The sequence below is a fragment of the Lysinibacillus pakistanensis genome (assembly GCF_030123245.1).
In the GTDB taxonomy this organism is placed as follows: Bacteria; Bacillota; Bacilli; order Bacillales_A; family Planococcaceae; genus Lysinibacillus; species Lysinibacillus pakistanensis.
Map to the genome: position 1 here is coordinate 1,731,089 of NZ_CP126101.1, position 16,843 is coordinate 1,747,931.

The window sequence follows — 16,843 nt, forward strand, 5'->3', positions numbered from 1 at the left end:
CCATTTTATGGCCATACCCCCTCTTAGATTAAATAATATCTAAAATTTCCTTTGGAGCATTTACTTTATATTCAGGCTCTTCCTGTTGAATCACCTCAATAGAATCATATCCCCAAGAAACCCAAATAATTGGTACCCCGACTTTTTTACATGCTACAATATCTCTTTGTTCATCCCCTATATATAAAACGTCTGATGCCGTGCTGCTGGAATCCTTTAAAAATTTCTTCAACACTTTATCCTTCCCAAAAATACGATTTGAGCAAAGTACATTTGAAACACATTGAATACCATTCATTTTTAGAAATTCTAAAATATTTTCCTGGGAATTGGACGATATGATAAGGATTTTATAGCCTTTCTTATCAATTTCCGTGAGTACATCCTTGATCCCTTCATAAAGATGAACCTCGTTTAAGGACTGCCGATATAAACGATAAAATTGAGGTAAAATCATAGGTAATTTATACATTGGAAAATCAAATAATTTACTACGCTCTGCCATGGATAATTTTTTTAAGGATTCGATTTCCTTAAACTCTATTCCTTTAAATTTATATTTTTGTGCAAGTGTATTCCAAGCTGACGCAAATACAGCCGTAGAATCAGCCAATGTGCCATCAAAATCAAAGATGATATATTTCATTGAAAATGTTCTCCTTTATGTTCTACTTTTATAGACGCTTCTTCCTTGAAAATGTTACGTATCAAAGAAATCCGATTTAAAGTATTATGACATGATTCTATAGCATATGAAGCAGGTGGTGGTAAATGACTCTGGGTGAGTATTTTTTTCAATATGTTAAATACAAAATGGATATCGCTATGGTAAATATTGTATCGGAAAATGATGCCATTGAATATGAAAAGCATTGACGAATTACAAACAATATTAATGATATAGCAATGCAAGATAGTACAGTTTGTAGGTCTTTTTCTAGCGTTTGCAACATATATCTAATCATGTCGAATTATGTAGTTTGAATGTAATATTGGAAGGAGGTCACGATATGATTCCGAAATATCCTTATATTGGATATGAAACGAAGTGTAAGCAAGTTCCCATCACATTCCCTCCGCAGCATCAAGATATACAGCCAGGGCTAGAATATGTTATGCAACCAATTCCTATTTCTGACAATCCGGCATACAAAGGAAGTGGAAAATTACAGGGGAAAATCGCCATAATTACTGGGGGAGAAAGTGGAATTGGTCGTGCTGTTGCTATTGGGTTTGCAAAGGAAGGAGCTCATATGACTATTACCTATATGCCACATGAACGATCTGATGCAGAAGCAACGAAGCAAATGGTGGAGGCATGGGCAGTCCATTCTATTGATTGAAGGGGACTTACGTCATCCTGAGTTTTCTAAGGAAGTAGTAAGAAAAACGATGGACTGTTTTGGTAAGCTAGATATACTGATTTTAAATCAAGGTGTCCAATTTCCGCAGCAAAGCATTTTGGATATCTCAAATGAACAATTGTATGATACGTTTGAAACCAATATTTTTCCGCATTTTCATATGACAAAGGCAGGATTACCTTATATGAAGCAGGGTGGGGAAATTATTTCCACTGCTTCCGTGACAGCTTACGCTGGGGCTCCGTTACTTGTCGATTATTCCTCCACGAAAGGAGCGATTGTCTCTTTCACTAGGTCTTTATCCTTACAATTAGCGAGAAAGGGAATACGAGTGAATGCAGTTGCCCCTGGCCCAATTTGGACACCACTAATTGTCTCTAGCTATTCAGCAGAATATGTCAAAACATTTGGCTTAGAAACACCGATGAAGCGAGCAGGTCAGCCATTTGAGCTTGCACCTACTTATATTTATTTAGCTTCTGATGATTCTTCTTTTGTTACTGGTCAGGTTTTGCACGTCAATGGTGGCATCATGACGGAAACATAAGTATCTATTTGCTATTATAAATAGCAGATATATTGCTAAGGGAGAAATGATATGGAAAATACTCGACCTATTGATAAACTATTAGATTTTGCTAAAAAGGATGAACGCATTCGAGTAGTAGGAATGGAGGGTTCAAGAACAAATCACAATGTGCCAAGGGATGATTTTCAGGATTATGATATTTCCTTTGTTGTAACTGATATGGCAGCTTTTCTTGAAAATAATAAATGGATTGATTTCTTAGGCGAGCGATTAATAACACAAACCCCAGAGGATATGGAATTATTTCCACCAGAACTAGGCAATTGGTTTTCCTATTTAATGTTATTTATCGATCATTCAAAAATTGATTTGACTCTAGTCCCTATTGAAGAATTGGAGCTTTATCTTGAAAATGATGGACTTTTAGAAATCATTCTGGATAAAGACCAGCGCTGTTTAAATGTTCCTGAAGCAACAGATGTTACGTATCATGTACAAAAGCCAAGTGCACGTTCATTTGACGATTGTTGCAATGAATTTTGGATGGTTTCAACTTATGTAGTAAAAGGCATTTGTCGCAATGAGCTTCTTTTTGCCAATTACCATTTTGAACATATTTTACGGGAAGAATTACTTCGAATGCTATCTTGGCGAGTTGGCTTTGAAACAGAATTTAGCTTAAGTGTTGGCAAACGTTATAAGTATATATCTCAGTATTTACATGCAGAGGAAGTTTCACAATTGATGGGGACCTTTGAGTTATCCTCTAAAAAAGCTATATGGCAAGCATTATTACTAGCCTTTGATTTATTCGCAAAGGCATCACAGCAAGTGGCTACAAGGCTTGAAGTAGAATATCCTGTTTATGAAAAGAATATAAGAGTGTATGTGGATGAAGTTTATCAGAAATTTTTAGTAAACAATTTTGTGGATAATATTATAAAATAGTGTTATCGTATGATTAAGCTAAATAAAAATCCTTCGGGGTAGGGTGAAATTCCCAATCGGCGGTGATGAAGCAATTCAAAGTCCGTGAGCGAAAGCTGATTTGGTGCAAATCCAAAACCGACAGTGACAGTCTGGATGGGAGAAGGGTAAAAGTGCAATCTTTTTAAATTCGAATGAATTTATAAGGATTATTTGATTATGCTTTTATGTTAACTACTTCCCATCGTTTAGATTGGGAGGTTTTTTTATTTAGTGAAAAAATTAAATAGCTGCATGTTCTTCGGGGTAGGGTGAAATTCCCAATCGGCGGTGATGAAGCAGTTCAAAGTCCGTGAGCGAAAGCTGATTTGGTGCAAATCCAAAACCGACAGTGATAGTCTGGATGGGAGAAGAACGATGAGATGGCGGCCTATGAAAAATATGGGATTTCATAAGGTTTATTTGCTGACGTCTTATTTATATAAACTCCCAAACCCCTTTCAAGCGAAGGGGGTTTTTTCTTTGATGGGATAGAACGCTTAAAGTGATTGATAGCATTAGAAAAGCGAAGGATTGACCTCAAAAACTTGATGGATAGAATCCCAAAACCGATGGATAGAGCCTTTAACGCGTAGAAAGAAAGTAGGTGGAAAAATGTTTACAGGGATTATTGAGGATATTGGCACAGTGAAAACCTTGCAAACAGATCAGCAAAGTATGAAAATAACGATTCTTTCAGCAAAAATGATAGAGGATGTAAAGCTCGGAGACAGTATAGCTGTCAATGGCGTTTGTTTAACAGTGACAAATTTTACGGATCAAGAGCTAACGATGGATGTCATGCCAGAAACGGTGAAGGCAACAAATTTGCAGCAGCTTGCTGTAGGAGACCCAGTTAACTTAGAGCGTGCCATGCCTGCAAATGGAAGATTTGGTGGCCATTTTGTAGCAGGGCATGTGGATGGAGTAGGGAAAATAGTACGTAAACGACCATTAGCAAACGCAGTTTATATCGATATTGAGCTATCCGAGGATTTAACAAACTATTGTATTCCAAAAGGCTCCATTACGATTGATGGTACGAGCTTAACGCTTTTTCACGTTGAGCAAAAAAGTGTCACAGTATCACTGATACCACACACGTATAAAGAAACTATTTTAGGTATGAAGAAAATTGGCGCTCCAGTGAATATTGAAACGGATTTAGTTGGAAAATACATTTTGCACCAGCTAAAGCATAGTCAGGAAGCACCAACTATTACGAGAGACTTTTTAGCACAAAACGGATTTTAACAAAAAGTGAGGAGGTGCCAATATTGCTGCATACAATTGAAGAAGCAATAGAGGATTTAAAACAGGGCAAGATGATTATTGTAGTAGACGATGAGGATCGAGAAAATGAAGGAGATTTATTGGCTTTAGCAGAGTATATGACACCTGATACGATAAACTTTATGGCGACATATGGAAGAGGACTTATTTGCACACCAATTACACAGCAGCTCGCACAAAAATTAGCCTTACAACCGATGGTAAGTAATAATACAGACAATCATCAAACAGCATTTACCGTTAGTATCGACTATATGGATACAACGACAGGAATAAGCGCCTTTGAACGCGCAATGACAATTAAAAAAATGATTGAACCACAAGCGAAGGCAAATGATTTTCGTAGACCAGGCCATGTATTTCCGCTAATCGCAAAGGAGAATGGTGTGTTAGAGCGTAGGGGTCACACTGAAGCAACCATTGATTTAGCTAAGCTTTGCCACAGTATCCCCGCAGGCATTATTTGTGAAATTATGGGGGACGATGGAAAAATGCTACGCTTCAATGAACTAGTCAACTATGCAGCGCATCATCAGCTAAAAATAATTTCAATTGAAGAATTGGCGTTATATCGCCAGCAAAATCTCAAAATGACAATTTAAAAAAGGAGAATTTAGAAATGGGTAAAACATTTGAAGCACAATTAATTGGTACAGACTTAAAAATTGCTATCGTAGTAGGTCGATTCAATGAATTTATAACAAGTAAGTTATTAGACGGAGCCCTCGATGGTTTAAAGCGTCACGGTGTAGATGAGGACTTTATTGATGTAGCATGGGTTCCTGGTGCATTTGAGGTTCCATTTATTGCAAAACAGCTTGCAGAAACAAAGAAATACGATGCTATCATTGGTTTAGGAACAGTGATCCGTGGCTCGACAACACATTATGACTATGTATGCAATGAATCGGCAAAAGGAATCGCCAACGTATCATTAACAACAGATGTACCTGTCATTTTTGGCATTGTGACAACTGAAAATATTGAGCAAGCTATTGAGCGTGCAGGTACAAAATCAGGCAATAAAGGCTATGATTCCGCAATGTCTGCTATCGAAATGGCGAATTTAAAGAGAATGATTGGCTAAAACAAAGTTTGAATTTATCTAAAGTATCTTATCTGTAAAACCTGAATATTTTAAACAAGCATGGGGAAAATATTGTGTAAGTATATGGATGCATGTACGAATCTGGAGCTGACTCAGTAGGAGATGATGAGTATTCAAATGGAACAAATCATAAATTTGCAAACTTTGAAGGCACTATTTCAACGCTCTGCTGATGTGATTTTTCAAAGGTATATAATGCAGCAACATGCGGTACATGTTATTTATTGTGATGCGATGATTAATGAACAATTACTACAAACCGTTATTGTTCAAGAGCTCCAATCGATGCTAAAAAAAATTTCAGGTGATTTATTAGAGGAAGATATTTTAAATCATCTACACATTCCTCATTTAAAAAATATCTCTGAAAAAGAGGACATCATTACAAAAGTTTATAAAGGATATGTGCTGCTGTATTTTGAAGATGAACAATTAATATTTACAAGTTATATTCCTAAAAAGCCAAATCGAGAGCCTAGAGAAACAGCTCTCGAATTAGTTATAAAGGGTCCAAGAGACGATTTTATTGAGGATATCGATATTAATATTGCTTTATTACGAAAACGATTACCTACAAATTCGTTAAGTGTTGAAACATATGAAATCGGCAAACGTTCTAAAACAACTGTAGCAATTCTTTATATGGATGATATTGTTAATAAAAAAATGCTAGAGGACATCAAAGTACATCTTAAAAAAGTAGATACGGATATTGTATTTAGTGGAGATATTTTAATGGAGAGAATCGAGCAAAGTGCAAAAATTCTTCCGAGACATGATTATACAGGTCGTCCTGATTTTGCTTTACAGGCCTTAATTAACGGTAGAATTGTGATAATGGTGGATGGGGTCACTTATGCCATTATTACGCCAGCTAACGTGCTGCTAGTATTTAAATCAGGCGAGGATTATTATTTTCCGATTATTGTTAGTTCAATGGAAAGACTACTACGAATTGTTGGCATATTAATTAGTGTGCTTTTACCAGGCTTTTGGCTAGCACTTACGACTTATCATCAAAATCAATTACCGTTGATTCTTTTAGCAACAGTTGTACAATCAAGGACAGGGCTTCCATTTCCTACGATTCTAGAAATACTACTAATGGTATTTATGTTTGAAATGTTCCGTGAGGCCAATATGCGTCTTCCTAGTATCATTAGTGGATCCATGAGTGTCGTTGGAGGTCTAATCATTGGAGATGCAGCGATTAAAGCTGGTATTACAAGTCCTCCAATGATAGTTGTGATTGCTATTTCGAGTATCGCAGCCTATACACTTGTCAATCAATCCTTTGTCACGGCAATGAGTATATTTCGCATTATCATTATATTAGCATCAGCATTTTTCGGCTTGTATGGCTTCTTTATAGCAATTTTTTTCATTCTTCTATATACAGCAAATTTGCGAGTCCTTGGCATTCCATACTTAAATTTAGGAGCAGATTTAAATTGGCAGGATATGAAAAAATCTTTATTGAGATTATCTCCTAAAGGCTATGGTAAACGTCCAGCATTTTTAAATGTGCAGGATAAAACAAGAACATCCCATAAAAGAAAAAAATAGGACTAGGTATAAGCTGGCTGTACCTAGTTCTTTTCTTTGTTTCCATAAACCATTTCCTTGACCTTCTATTTACTTGAAGCTTTATAATTTTGAAAAATGAGTTGATAAGGGAGAGAAAATGAACATGACAGGTTATGAAGAGCTAGTCGTTAAAGTTGAAGATGTGAAAGGTAGCTACTACCAAATTGGTTTACAGCAAAGCAAAGGGCTATTATCTTTATTGCAAATGCAAAAAGATGCTTTATTGCACTTAACCAGGTCTACTAATACTCAAATAGCGAAACAACTTTTACAGAAACATTGTCCACAGCTTATCAATGAAATGGAGGGCTTGAGTGCTGGTACAGCTCTATCGTTAGACACTGTGCTCAGATTGTACAGTGGCTACACTATTACTTTTCCGGAGATGGGCTGTACAGCATTTATGCGTGATGGGATGTATGTCCGTAATTATGATTTCAGTCCAGCTTTGTATGATGCTAGGCTTGTTTTCTCTAATCCAGAGAATGGTTATGCAAGTATCGGGTTCAGTCAGCAAATTATTGGTAGACTGGATGGGATGAATGAATACGGGTTAGTAGTTGGGCTGCATTTTGTTAATCATGAGCACTCCGAAGAAGGCTTTATCGCCTCTACAATTATTCGTATACTATTAGAGCAATGTAAAACAATTGAAGAGGCGTGTATGCTAATAAAGGAAATTCCACATGGTTACTGCTATAATTATTCTATGACAGATTGTAGTGGGAGAGCCATTGTAGTCGAAGCCTCTCCACAGAAGCAAGTAATCAAGCGGGAAAATTCTTTCATTTGTACAAATCATTTTGAATCTAAACAATTAATTGAAAAAAATAAGAAAATGATAGAAGGCTCTATTCATAGAAAGCAATTTTTAACGAAACTACTGAAGGAAGAACTAACGACAACAGCCCTCTATCAACATTTTAACACTGAAAATTCACCATTATTTTATCATAATTATCAAGAATACTTTGGCACATTACATACGATTATTTATCAACCGAAAACATTAGAGATTCTTGTTGGGATAGGTGGAAATGCGCAACCAACAGCATTTTCATTTAAAGAATACTTGGAGGGAGCACTAATGCTTCCAAAAGAGATAAAGGGCATCATCTATACAAATTAAAAAAGTTGAGCTGTGTGTAAAAATCATACATGCTTTCGAAAAAGGAGGTAGCTTCCATGCTACTCTCTTTTTTTACTTTGCTCTGCACTAAAAATAAAAATTGCTTTTATGATTTTGATAAAGTAGGATAAACAAGACTATATTACTCTAAAGAAAAAAACAACAAACAATAAGAAGAAGTTTATTATAGTATAATGATTACGACTATTTACATATTTGTTTCTGTTGACATTAGCCACTATCAAAAAACTTGCTCCAGCTACATCATGTCATTATTCATTTCTAGAGATGAGGAAGTACCACTTAGTATGAAAAACCGAAAATTAAAACTAATCCTAATCCTATCAACTATTTTATTACTACTGTTTACAAGTTTAAATATCTTTACATCTTATATTAAGATGAAAAAAACGGTGGAAGAATCTATTGCGAACCAAAGCCTTGAAGCTGCTATTTCGATTGCATCCTCTATTGACGTGGATGCGTACCAACAATTTATAAATAATCCAGAAAAGAACGATTATTATTGGGAATTACGAAGCTATTTAAATGATGCGAGAATTAAACTTGGAGCATTATTTGTTTATACCTTAAAGGTAGATAATCCTAAGGTATCACATGCCATGATTATGGGGATGCCTAGCGAAATAACAGAAGGCTTTGATATTGGTGAAGTCTGTACGGTTCCTGAACGGCAAGTACAACGGGCTTATAAGGGAGAAACATTTGTAACAGAGGTAATACCAGATTCTGTACATGGTTCTTACCTTTCAGTTGGAGCACCAATTAGAGATAAAACTGGTACTATCATCGCCTATCTTGGCATTGATATAAGTGCAGATACACTGAATGGTATTAAAGGAAAAGTAATTGAGGACAATCTCTTTATCTTTATTTTTAATGGCGTATTAATTTTAATCGTCATTGGTTCATTTTTATTTTTACAAAGATGGTATCAAAAAGAGGTTGCCAAAGAGGTTGGAGCTACTGAGGATACCTATCAAGCTGAAATAAAGACCTTAATTACCTCTGTCTCCTCTCTAAGACACGATTTTACCAATCATATACAAGTATTGCATGGACTACTTCAGCTAGATAAACCTGAGCAGGCTAAACAATATTTATCCTCATTGTCGAAAGAGGTGCAGGCGATTAAGTCACTGAAGTTAAATATTAATCATCCTGGCTTATCAATTTTATTGCAAACGAAAAAATTAACAGCGCAAAATCATAATATTGATATGGATTTCACCATTTCACAGAATGATTTTCATAAAATAAAGACCACGGATTTAATTAAAATTTTATCAAACTTAATTGATAATGCCATTGATGCGGCAACCGAATTACCAGAGGGGCAACGGAGAATAACCATTTGTTGTAATGCAGATGATTTGTACTATGAATTTAAAGTTACCAATACCGGACCAAATATTTTAGATGCTTGTCAAATATTTAAGCAAGGATTTTCCACTAAAAAACAAGAAAATGGGAAAATAAGAGGGCAGGGCTTATTTATTGTTAATGAAATTGTCCATAAATATAATGGGCAAATTTCGATTGATTCATCCAAACATTTAGAGACAACCGCCATTGTAAATATTCCAATAAAATAAACACCTAAGCTTCCTATATAAATTGTAGGAAGCTTTTTTGGCTATGTAGTAATCGTTTCTGACAGCTAATTCATATATTACTATGAAGCTAAATGGTATTATTAGGAGGAAAGAAAATTGAATATATCAGATCTTGATTTATGGAGAAAGGGTGGATTCATTTTATATGCACGGCATGGAGAAGCAACGGTCGGTATAGATCAGCAAAATCTATGTTTTCAAGATTGTATGAGTCAGAGAAATTTATCTGAGGAAGGACGGAGGGAGGCCATATATTTTGGACAACTACTGAGGCATTGGCAAATCCCAGTTGCACCACCGATTATCGCAAGTCCTTTTTGCCGTACAATTGAGACGGCACAGCTTGCATTTCCAACAACATATATACAAATTGACCCTTTTTGGTTTGATATCTACTCTTTAGGTGGAAAAATCCCTCCAAATGAACAGACGAGAATACTGTCAAACTTACAGGCTGTATTAGAAAAGAAGCCTCCATTTCGAATGAATCAAGTGATTATTGCCCATAGCTTTCCAGAAGGTATAGGGTTAGGCCATATTTCAAATATGGGGATGGTTGTTGTGAAGCCACTTGGTGCTGGAAATGGCTATGAAATTGTCAAAAAACTGACTTTGAAGAATTTAGCTCAACTTAATTACCAGTAATTTTACTTTGAAATGAGGGAAAATATGAATATTAAAACACTTTCACAATGTACATTAGAACAAGGACTACATGCTTGGAATAAAGGCTTTGAAGGGTATTTTGTCGAGATTGATATGAGCGAAGAGATGTTTTTAACTCGACTTGTGGGAGAAGGACTATCGTCAAAGCTGTCGATTGTTGCATTTGCAAATGGTGAACCAGTTGGCATTGTGATGAATGGTTTTAGACAAATTGATGGCAAGAAAACTTCTTGGAATGGAGGAACAGGTGTTTCTCCGAATTATCGTGGAAAGGGTGTCTCTCGAACTTTAATGGAAGAAACTATAGCCATCTATGAAAGAGAGCAAGTTGAAATAGCAACACTTGAGGCTATTAAAGTGAATGAAGTAGCCATTGCTCTATATAAGAAATTTGGTTATGTCATTACAAATAACCTTCTCTTTTTAAGAGGAGATTTTGAGGCGAAAGTTGACAAGCAAAGGTCATTTCAGGCCAACACGATAAGACCAGAGCAGCTTGCGCATTTACCCGTTTATAAGGAAGATGTTCCATGGCAATGTAGCTGGCAAAGCAATAAACAAGGGGAAGCGAAAGTTTTTTATAATGACGACCAGGAAGCTATAGGTTATCTATTATATAGAACGGTATGGAATCAGGAGGGAGCAATTGACACAATTATTCTATACCAGTTAGAGCTATTAGAAAATGGTAAGGTGGAGGATATACCGTACTTCCTATCGACCATAACGGATGAAAAGGTAAAAATCACAGCAGTGAATTTTTTAGCAAGCAACCCAGCAACGGATTTTTTCATTAAAAATGGACTTGAAGTGACAACAGAGCAGGTACAGATGAAGAAGTATTGGAGTTAAGAATGCATTGCATAAAAACGTCTTAATTTAAAGGCGTTTTTTTGTTTTGAATTGCATATATATTAATGCATTTGTATTAATATTCAGTTTTAGTTATAATTATGCTAAAAGGAGAATAAGATTTATGAGGCTAATTCCTGAAGCTACTGATTTTAAAGAATATTTACAAGAATTGGATGTTGTGGATTATAATCATCCAATTATTTATCAAAAAATTGGTGAGATTTTTGAGAACCAATCTTCAGAAATAGAAAAGGTGAAGGCAGCTTTTTTATTTGTTAGAGATAAAATATCTCACTCGTGGGACATTCAAAGTACAAATATTACTTGTAAAGCTTCAGAGGTTCTAACATATGGTGAGGGAATCTGTTACGCAAAGGCTAATTTATTAGCTGGGCTATTAAGGGGGGCAGGAATTCCAACTGGTTTTTGTTATCAACGATTAATGCTCTTTCATACCCCAGAGGAAGGTTATTGTCTCCATGCTTTAAATGGGGTTTATCTCAGGTCTTTAAATCGTTGGATTCGTTTAGATGCTCGTGGCAATAAACCAGGCGTTCAGGCTGAATTCTCTGTAAATGAGGAAATACTAGCCTTTTCAATAAACGAGAAGCTAGGAGAAAAAGATTATCCTATTATCTACACAGCACCCAATAAAAACACAATAGCTACTTTAAATGCACATACAAATGCATTAGATATGTATATGCATCGATTACCTGATGTCTTATAAAGATATTTAGCAGCACGTTATTCTGTTGTCAAGATTTGAGAATTCCAGTATACTAGTTCGATAAAGAATGTTGAAAAAGGATGAATGGCATGACGTTTGAAGAAATATTACCACGCTTAAAAGCAGGAGAAAAAGTAATCCGTAAGGGCTGGGGCGGTGCAGAATTGTATGTAAAGCTAGTTGGCAAAGAAGAGCATGAAGGCGAGACTTTAAATCCTTATTTTTTAATTAATGTACGGGGTGAAGGCTATACAATGTTTACACCGACAGTTTGTGATTTATTAGCTGAAGATTGGATCATTGTTGATTAAATAAAGGAGTCCATCTCAACAGAGGTGGCTTCTTTTGTTTTGAGGAGAGATGTTATGAAATTTGAAGAGTATCAGGGAAAGACAGTTTTTATTACGGGTGCTGCTTCAGGAATTGGTCAGGCACAGGCCATTGCTTTTTTAGAAAATGGCGCAAATGTATTTGGGTTTGACTTGGACGAGGCTGGTTTAATCTATTTACAGCAGCAATTTCCTGGGCAATTTTCTTATTGTTTAGGCAGTGTAAGTAATAAAAAGGATGTTGAACAGTCGTTTTTTAATGTAATATCACTATTTAAGCAAATCGATATTTTATGTAATACGGCAGGTATTTTAGATGGCTTTGCCAAAACACTGGATACAGATGAAGCGCTTTGGGATGCTGTGATGGATACCAATCTAAAGGGAACTTATTTCGTGACGAATACAATTCTTCCCCATATGGTAGAAAGGAAGTCTGGTGTTATTATTAATATGGCCTCGATTGCTGGACTAGTTGCAGGTGGTGGAGGTGCAGCTTATACAGCTTCTAAGCATGCCATTGTTGGCTATACCAAGCAGTTAGACTTAGATTATTGCCGTGAAGGTATTCGTGCCAATGCTATAGCGCCAGGTGCCATTCAAACACCCATGACTAAGGCAGATTTTGAAGGGGATGGGGAAATGGCTAAATGGGTAGCCGATGAAACACCTGCTGGTCGCTGGGCACAACCATACGAAGTAGCAAATTTAACACTCTTCTTGGCAAGTTCTGCGGCTGATTATATTCATGGAACTATTATGCCAATTGATGGTGGTTGGCTGACAAAATAGCATTGTTCAATAAGATATTCTTCTGCTATAATACGCAGGTAAGCAAAAATGGCTTGCACTACGGCACTTCAGATAGGGCGAAAAGCTCTCTTCCTTTGGTCGTAGTTATTACTAAAATAGCAAAGATGCTATTTTACAAAGGAGAATAAAATTGAATACATCTATTGTAAAAGAGTCGAGCCACCGTATTTCAGTAAGTGAGCTTACAAAGACGGCCCTTGTTGCAGCTTTATATGTGGCTGTAACTGTTTTATTGTCAGTCATTAGCTTTGGCGCTGTCCAGCTACGTTTGTCAGAGATGTTTAATTATCTGGCATTGTACAATAAGCGCTATGTTGTAGCAGTGACGATAGGCGTAATACTTGCTAATTTCATGTCACCAACATGGATATTAGATGTACCGATTGGTGGAATTGCAACTTTTCTAGTGCTAATACTTTGTAGAAGCATCACAAAACATATGACAAATGACATTGTAAAAATGGTGGTAACCGCATTGATTTTTGCTTTATCAATGTTTACGGTTGCAGGACAATTATCAATCCTTTATGATCTTCCTTTTTGGGCTACATGGTTTACAGTGGGCGTAGGGGAATTATTGTCTATGACTGTAGGCGGTCTGACTATTTATTTACTTCATAAAAAAATTGATCTATCAAAATAACCTTTAAAAAGCGGGCGACAATAGATGCCCGTTTTTTGCGTTTTTCAGAAGCTAAAATTTTGAAAAGAATTTTTTTAGATAAACATAATTTTCATATATTTTCACCAAACTAATGGAAAGATGGAGGAAGGTGAAGAGATGCAGCAACAATTCAATGTCGGTGATATCGTTTACATTTTTTATCGTAATCCTCATATTCAGGATGTAGCGAATATACAGGAAGCTGCGGTGGTTTATCATCCAGAACAACCAGAGCAGCTAGCCCTTTTTTTATTTGAAACATATTATCCAATAACAAATGACCTATTGATTTTTTCAAGCGAGATGGCGGCTGAGCAAGCCTATCATCAATATTTTCATTGAGGGGGGACCACCATGATTAAGCCATTTATCCCTCAGCTTGTTTATTTTGAGCCAGATGCACTCCAGTATCCACTAGGTCAGGAGCTAAAAGAAAAGTTTGAGCAGATGGGTATCGAAATTCGTTATACAACCTCACACAATCAAGTGAGAAATCTTCCAGGTGACAACGACTTTCAAAAGTATCGAGTAGCGAAATCTACATTAGTTGTAGGGATTCGGAAAACGTTAAAATTTGATACATCAAAGCCATCAGCAGAATATGCGATTCCATTAGCAACAGGCTGTATGGGTCATTGTCATTATTGCTATTTACAAACAACTATGGGTAGTAAGCCTTATATTCGTACCTATGTGAATGTCGATGAAATTTTGAAACAGGCTGATCATTATATGACAGAACGAGCCCCTGACATCACAAGATTTGAAGCATCCTGCACATCCGATATTGTAGGAATTGATCATCTTACCCATTCATTGAAGCGAGCCATTGAGCATTTTGGTCAAAGTGAGTTAGGTCAATTACGATTTGTGACGAAATTCCATTACGTGGATCATCTATTGGACGCTAAGCATAATGGTAAAACGAGGTTCCGGTTTAGCGTAAATGCCGATTATGTCATTAAGCATTTTGAGCCAGGCACGTCTTCATTAGTGAAGCGGATTGAGGCAGCTGGTAAAGTGGCAAGGGCCGGATACCCGCTTGGCTTTATCGTTGCTCCCATTTATCTTCATGATGGATGGCAGGAGGGTTACTACCATATGTTTGAGCGATTGGATGCAGAATTGCCAAAAGATGTACGAGAGGATATAACGTGTGAGTTTATTCAGCATCGCTTTACAAAGCCAGCCAAACGCGTGATTGAAAAAAGTTATCCCATGACGAAGCTAGAATTAGACGAAACGGTAAGAAGGTATAAATGGGGTAAGTACGGTATAGGCAAATACATTTATCAAAAAGAAGAAGAGGAAGATATAAAGGAACATTTGTATGGTTATATGCAAAAATTTTTTCCTCAAGCCAAATTAGAGTATTTTACGTAGCATTAGCATAGAGAGAGAACTGGGTAGTTTTCTCTCTAAAGTATTTGTGATATATATGTCTCAATAAACTTCCGATTTGAAAATGTTAAGCTATCTGGTAAATCTATTAATGAGAAGTATTGCATTGTCTCTGATTCATGATAATTAATCACTAAATCACCTTTTACATTTCTTGTATAATAGACGGCTGTAACGGCGTAAAATTCATCCCCGTTAGACATTTTAACATAATAATCTTGACCAGAAAAAATACCTAGGAACTGTAGATTTGCATGGTCAACCCTGTTTCTTCAAACACTTCTCTTTTGGCCGTATCTTCTAAGCTTTCTCCTAATTCCATTAAACCACCTGGAAGTCCCCACCCGCCTTCGTATCTTTTTTGCAATAATACTTCATTTGCGTTATTTAGAATAATGACAGCTGAACCAGGTAAAATAATAGGCTGATGTCCTACATATTGTCTTAAAAATTTATCTTCATTCAGCAAATGTTTTTTGTATCGAAAGCATAGTGCAGAAACAAAAGACTCCCACCTCCACAGGTGGTGAGATGAATGCGGTTTTGGTTCCTTTTCAATGGTTGTCCAAACACCTACTGAATGAAGATAAAGCCTCCGGCGGGTGTCACGGATTTTCAAGGGAATAAATTGTGCGCGCACAATTTAAAATCCGGACGCAATTTCGCCAAGGCGAAATTGATAGTATTCCACGGTAACACTCATTTCTATAATTATTTAGATCTTTGTATTAATTATCTAAATAATATAGAAATCCTTCTTTTCGTTGTATTTGTATAATCTGAATCACGATGGTAACGCTAACAGAAATCGTTATGAAGAAGGGGAGAATAGGATGGACTCATTTCAGGTGAATTGTTGGTCGGAGCATGAGGAACTGAAGGTTGTTATGCTTTGTGAACCTTCTATTTTTGATGTAACAGATTTAAAAATAGCGGAGAACATAGGCTGGAGTGCAACTGTTAGCCATAAAAAAGCAACGGAGAATTTTATGGAACTGAAGGCAGCATTTGAGCATGTAGGTGTAAAGGTTATAGATTATGCCAAAGAACTTGGCAATGAACAACAATTGTTAAGTAAGCAGCTTATTAATCGTTATTTTGTGCGTGATCTGGCCTGTGTTATTGGTAATAAAATGTTACCGGGAAATGCAGGTAGCTCGTTAAGACGTCCAGAGTATCCACTTGCTCATTCACTTTTAGCAAAGTGGTTTCCAGAACATTTTATGAGCAAGCTGCAACCTGCCCAATCACTGGAATGTGGAGATGTGATGCTATTAAATAAGGATGCTGTGCTCATTAATCTTGGCATGAGAACAACATTAGAGGCTATCGAAAGCATGAAAACTTATATTTTTCAACAAGGATTTTCTGAAATTGCTGTAATTGATCTGCCAAAAGGAAATGATACGCTTCATTTAGATATGAATTGTAATGTTGCGAACGTTAACTTAGTGATTGCTAAAAGCTTTGTACGTTATTTTCCTGTACAGGTGTTCACAGCCCAAACCAGTCATTTTGATATGGTGGAACAATTTTTACAACGACATGGCTTTGAAGTATATTGGCTTGAAAAATATAAGACTATTCCAGATATTAACTTTGTGAATATTGATCCAGAAACATTATTAATTAGTAAGCAAGCAACGAAACAGCAATTGATGAAGCATCCACTACTACAAAAAAAGAAGTTGCTTGAAGTCGAAGTTTCAGAACTTGAAAAAGGCGGTGGAGGCATTCGTTGCATGACATTGCCATTAGTAAGAAAGTAAGCA

General features: G+C 36.3%; 17 protein-coding genes, 2 pseudogenes and 2 riboswitches. Of the genes and pseudogenes, 17 read left to right on the forward strand and 2 right to left on the reverse strand.

Annotated elements, in window-relative coordinates; genetic code table 11:
* Positions 1-28: 28 nt before the first annotated feature.
* Positions 29-646, reverse strand: a complete 618-nt coding sequence (locus QNH24_RS08200) for an HAD hydrolase-like protein (protein WP_283871575.1) — start codon at positions 644-646, stop codon at positions 29-31.
* 364 nt (positions 647-1,010) lie between these two features.
* Here QNH24_RS08200 and QNH24_RS08205 point away from each other — a divergent pair.
* The 16 genes and pseudogenes from QNH24_RS08205 to splB all read left to right on the forward strand — a co-directional run bounded on the left by QNH24_RS08205 (position 1,011) and on the right by splB (position 15,053).
* A pseudogene (locus tag QNH24_RS08205) lies at positions 1,011-1,911 on the forward strand (SDR family oxidoreductase).
* Between the two features lie 51 nt (positions 1,912-1,962).
* On the forward strand, positions 1,963-2,841 hold the full coding sequence (locus QNH24_RS08210) for an aminoglycoside 6-adenylyltransferase (RefSeq protein ID WP_283871576.1): 879 nt from the start codon (positions 1,963-1,965) through the stop codon (positions 2,839-2,841).
* Positions 2,842-2,866: 25 nt separating this feature from the next.
* Positions 2,867-2,992: riboswitch (FMN riboswitch) on the forward strand.
* Positions 2,993-3,113: 121 nt separating this feature from the next.
* A riboswitch (FMN riboswitch) is annotated at positions 3,114-3,239 on the forward strand.
* Positions 3,240-3,474: 235 nt separating this feature from the next.
* Positions 3,475-4,113 (forward strand): riboflavin synthase, encoded by a 639-nt coding sequence (gene ribE, locus QNH24_RS08215; protein WP_283871577.1) that lies wholly within the window; start codon positions 3,475-3,477, stop codon positions 4,111-4,113.
* A 23-nt stretch (positions 4,114-4,136) separates the two neighbouring features.
* Positions 4,137-4,736: pseudogene (gene ribB, locus QNH24_RS08220) on the forward strand (3,4-dihydroxy-2-butanone-4-phosphate synthase); the annotation flags it as partial.
* A gap of 35 nt (positions 4,737-4,771) precedes the next feature.
* Positions 4,772-5,239: a 6,7-dimethyl-8-ribityllumazine synthase gene (gene ribH, locus QNH24_RS08225; protein WP_054770326.1), complete on the forward strand. Its 468-nt coding sequence runs from the start codon at positions 4,772-4,774 to the stop codon at positions 5,237-5,239.
* A gap of 126 nt (positions 5,240-5,365) precedes the next feature.
* Positions 5,366-6,826, forward strand: coding sequence for a spore germination protein (locus QNH24_RS08230; protein ID WP_283934529.1), 1,461 nt, complete (start codon positions 5,366-5,368; stop codon positions 6,824-6,826).
* A 124-nt stretch (positions 6,827-6,950) separates the two neighbouring features.
* Entirely contained in the window at positions 6,951-7,976 is a 1,026-nt protein-coding gene (locus QNH24_RS08235) for a C45 family autoproteolytic acyltransferase/hydrolase (RefSeq protein WP_283871579.1), read from the forward strand.
* A gap of 308 nt (positions 7,977-8,284) precedes the next feature.
* A complete protein-coding gene (locus tag QNH24_RS08240) occupies positions 8,285-9,592 on the forward strand; it encodes a Spo0B domain-containing protein (RefSeq protein ID WP_283871580.1) in 1,308 nt (435 codons plus the stop codon).
* A 117-nt stretch (positions 9,593-9,709) separates the two neighbouring features.
* Positions 9,710-10,258 carry a histidine phosphatase family protein gene (locus tag QNH24_RS08245; protein WP_283871581.1) on the forward strand — a complete coding sequence of 183 codons (549 nt, stop codon included), beginning with the start codon at positions 9,710-9,712 and terminating at the stop codon, positions 10,256-10,258.
* 24 nt (positions 10,259-10,282) lie between these two features.
* The gene (locus QNH24_RS08250; protein WP_283871582.1) at positions 10,283-11,131 is read left to right on the forward strand and encodes a GNAT family N-acetyltransferase; all 849 of its coding nucleotides are present in this window, start codon (positions 10,283-10,285) and stop codon (positions 11,129-11,131) included.
* A gap of 124 nt (positions 11,132-11,255) precedes the next feature.
* Complete coding sequence (locus tag QNH24_RS08255; protein ID WP_283871583.1) at positions 11,256-11,864, forward strand: transglutaminase-like domain-containing protein; 609 nt, start codon at positions 11,256-11,258, stop codon at positions 11,862-11,864.
* 89 nt (positions 11,865-11,953) lie between these two features.
* The gene (locus tag QNH24_RS08260) at positions 11,954-12,175 is read left to right on the forward strand and encodes a DUF2829 domain-containing protein (RefSeq protein WP_283871584.1); all 222 of its coding nucleotides are present in this window, start codon (positions 11,954-11,956) and stop codon (positions 12,173-12,175) included.
* 54 nt (positions 12,176-12,229) lie between these two features.
* Positions 12,230-12,985: a 3-oxoacyl-ACP reductase gene (locus tag QNH24_RS08265; RefSeq protein WP_283871585.1), complete on the forward strand. Its 756-nt coding sequence runs from the start codon at positions 12,230-12,232 to the stop codon at positions 12,983-12,985.
* A gap of 151 nt (positions 12,986-13,136) precedes the next feature.
* A complete protein-coding gene (locus tag QNH24_RS08270; RefSeq protein ID WP_283871586.1) occupies positions 13,137-13,649 on the forward strand; it encodes a QueT transporter family protein in 513 nt (170 codons plus the stop codon).
* A gap of 138 nt (positions 13,650-13,787) precedes the next feature.
* Positions 13,788-14,012 carry a transcriptional regulator SplA domain-containing protein gene (locus QNH24_RS08275; protein WP_283871587.1) on the forward strand — a complete coding sequence of 75 codons (225 nt, stop codon included), beginning with the start codon at positions 13,788-13,790 and terminating at the stop codon, positions 14,010-14,012.
* 12 nt (positions 14,013-14,024) lie between these two features.
* Positions 14,025-15,053 carry a spore photoproduct lyase gene (splB, locus tag QNH24_RS08280; protein ID WP_283871588.1) on the forward strand — a complete coding sequence of 343 codons (1,029 nt, stop codon included), beginning with the start codon at positions 14,025-14,027 and terminating at the stop codon, positions 15,051-15,053.
* Positions 15,054-15,306: 253 nt separating this feature from the next.
* Here splB and QNH24_RS26185 read toward each other — a convergent pair whose 3' ends face one another.
* Entirely contained in the window at positions 15,307-15,711 is a 405-nt protein-coding gene (locus tag QNH24_RS26185) for an NUDIX domain-containing protein (RefSeq protein ID WP_347342956.1), read from the reverse strand.
* Positions 15,712-15,904: 193 nt separating this feature from the next.
* Between QNH24_RS26185 and QNH24_RS08290 the strand changes: the two genes are divergently transcribed.
* Entirely contained in the window at positions 15,905-16,840 is a 936-nt protein-coding gene (locus tag QNH24_RS08290) for an arginine deiminase family protein (RefSeq protein ID WP_283871589.1), read from the forward strand.
* Positions 16,841-16,843 lie beyond the last annotated feature (3 nt).

Bases quoted from the DNA above. Each gene is read 5' to 3' on its own strand.
- QNH24_RS08230 (WP_283934529.1), top strand. From the start codon at position 5,366: ATGAGTATTCAAATGGAACAAATCATAAATTTGCAAACTTTGAAGGCA.
- QNH24_RS08250 (WP_283871582.1), top strand. From the start codon at position 10,283: ATGAATATTAAAACACTTTCACAATGTACATTAGAACAAGGACTACAT.
- QNH24_RS08210 (WP_283871576.1), top strand. From the start codon at position 1,963: ATGGAAAATACTCGACCTATTGATAAACTATTAGATTTTGCTAAAAAG.
- QNH24_RS08240 (WP_283871580.1), top strand. From the start codon at position 8,285: ATGAAAAACCGAAAATTAAAACTAATCCTAATCCTATCAACTATTTTA.
- splB (WP_283871588.1), top strand. From the start codon at position 14,025: ATGATTAAGCCATTTATCCCTCAGCTTGTTTATTTTGAGCCAGATGCA.
- QNH24_RS08265 (WP_283871585.1), top strand. From the start codon at position 12,230: ATGAAATTTGAAGAGTATCAGGGAAAGACAGTTTTTATTACGGGTGCT.
- ribH (WP_054770326.1), top strand. From the start codon at position 4,772: ATGGGTAAAACATTTGAAGCACAATTAATTGGTACAGACTTAAAAATT.
- QNH24_RS08255 (WP_283871583.1), top strand. From the start codon at position 11,256: ATGAGGCTAATTCCTGAAGCTACTGATTTTAAAGAATATTTACAAGAA.
- QNH24_RS08200 (WP_283871575.1), bottom strand. From the start codon at position 646: ATGAAATATATCATCTTTGATTTTGATGGCACATTGGCTGATTCTACG.
- QNH24_RS08275 (WP_283871587.1), top strand. From the start codon at position 13,788: ATGCAGCAACAATTCAATGTCGGTGATATCGTTTACATTTTTTATCGT.
- QNH24_RS08235 (WP_283871579.1), top strand. From the start codon at position 6,951: ATGACAGGTTATGAAGAGCTAGTCGTTAAAGTTGAAGATGTGAAAGGT.
- ribE (WP_283871577.1), top strand. From the start codon at position 3,475: ATGTTTACAGGGATTATTGAGGATATTGGCACAGTGAAAACCTTGCAA.
- QNH24_RS08260 (WP_283871584.1), top strand. From the start codon at position 11,954: ATGACGTTTGAAGAAATATTACCACGCTTAAAAGCAGGAGAAAAAGTA.
- QNH24_RS08290 (WP_283871589.1), top strand. From the start codon at position 15,905: ATGGACTCATTTCAGGTGAATTGTTGGTCGGAGCATGAGGAACTGAAG.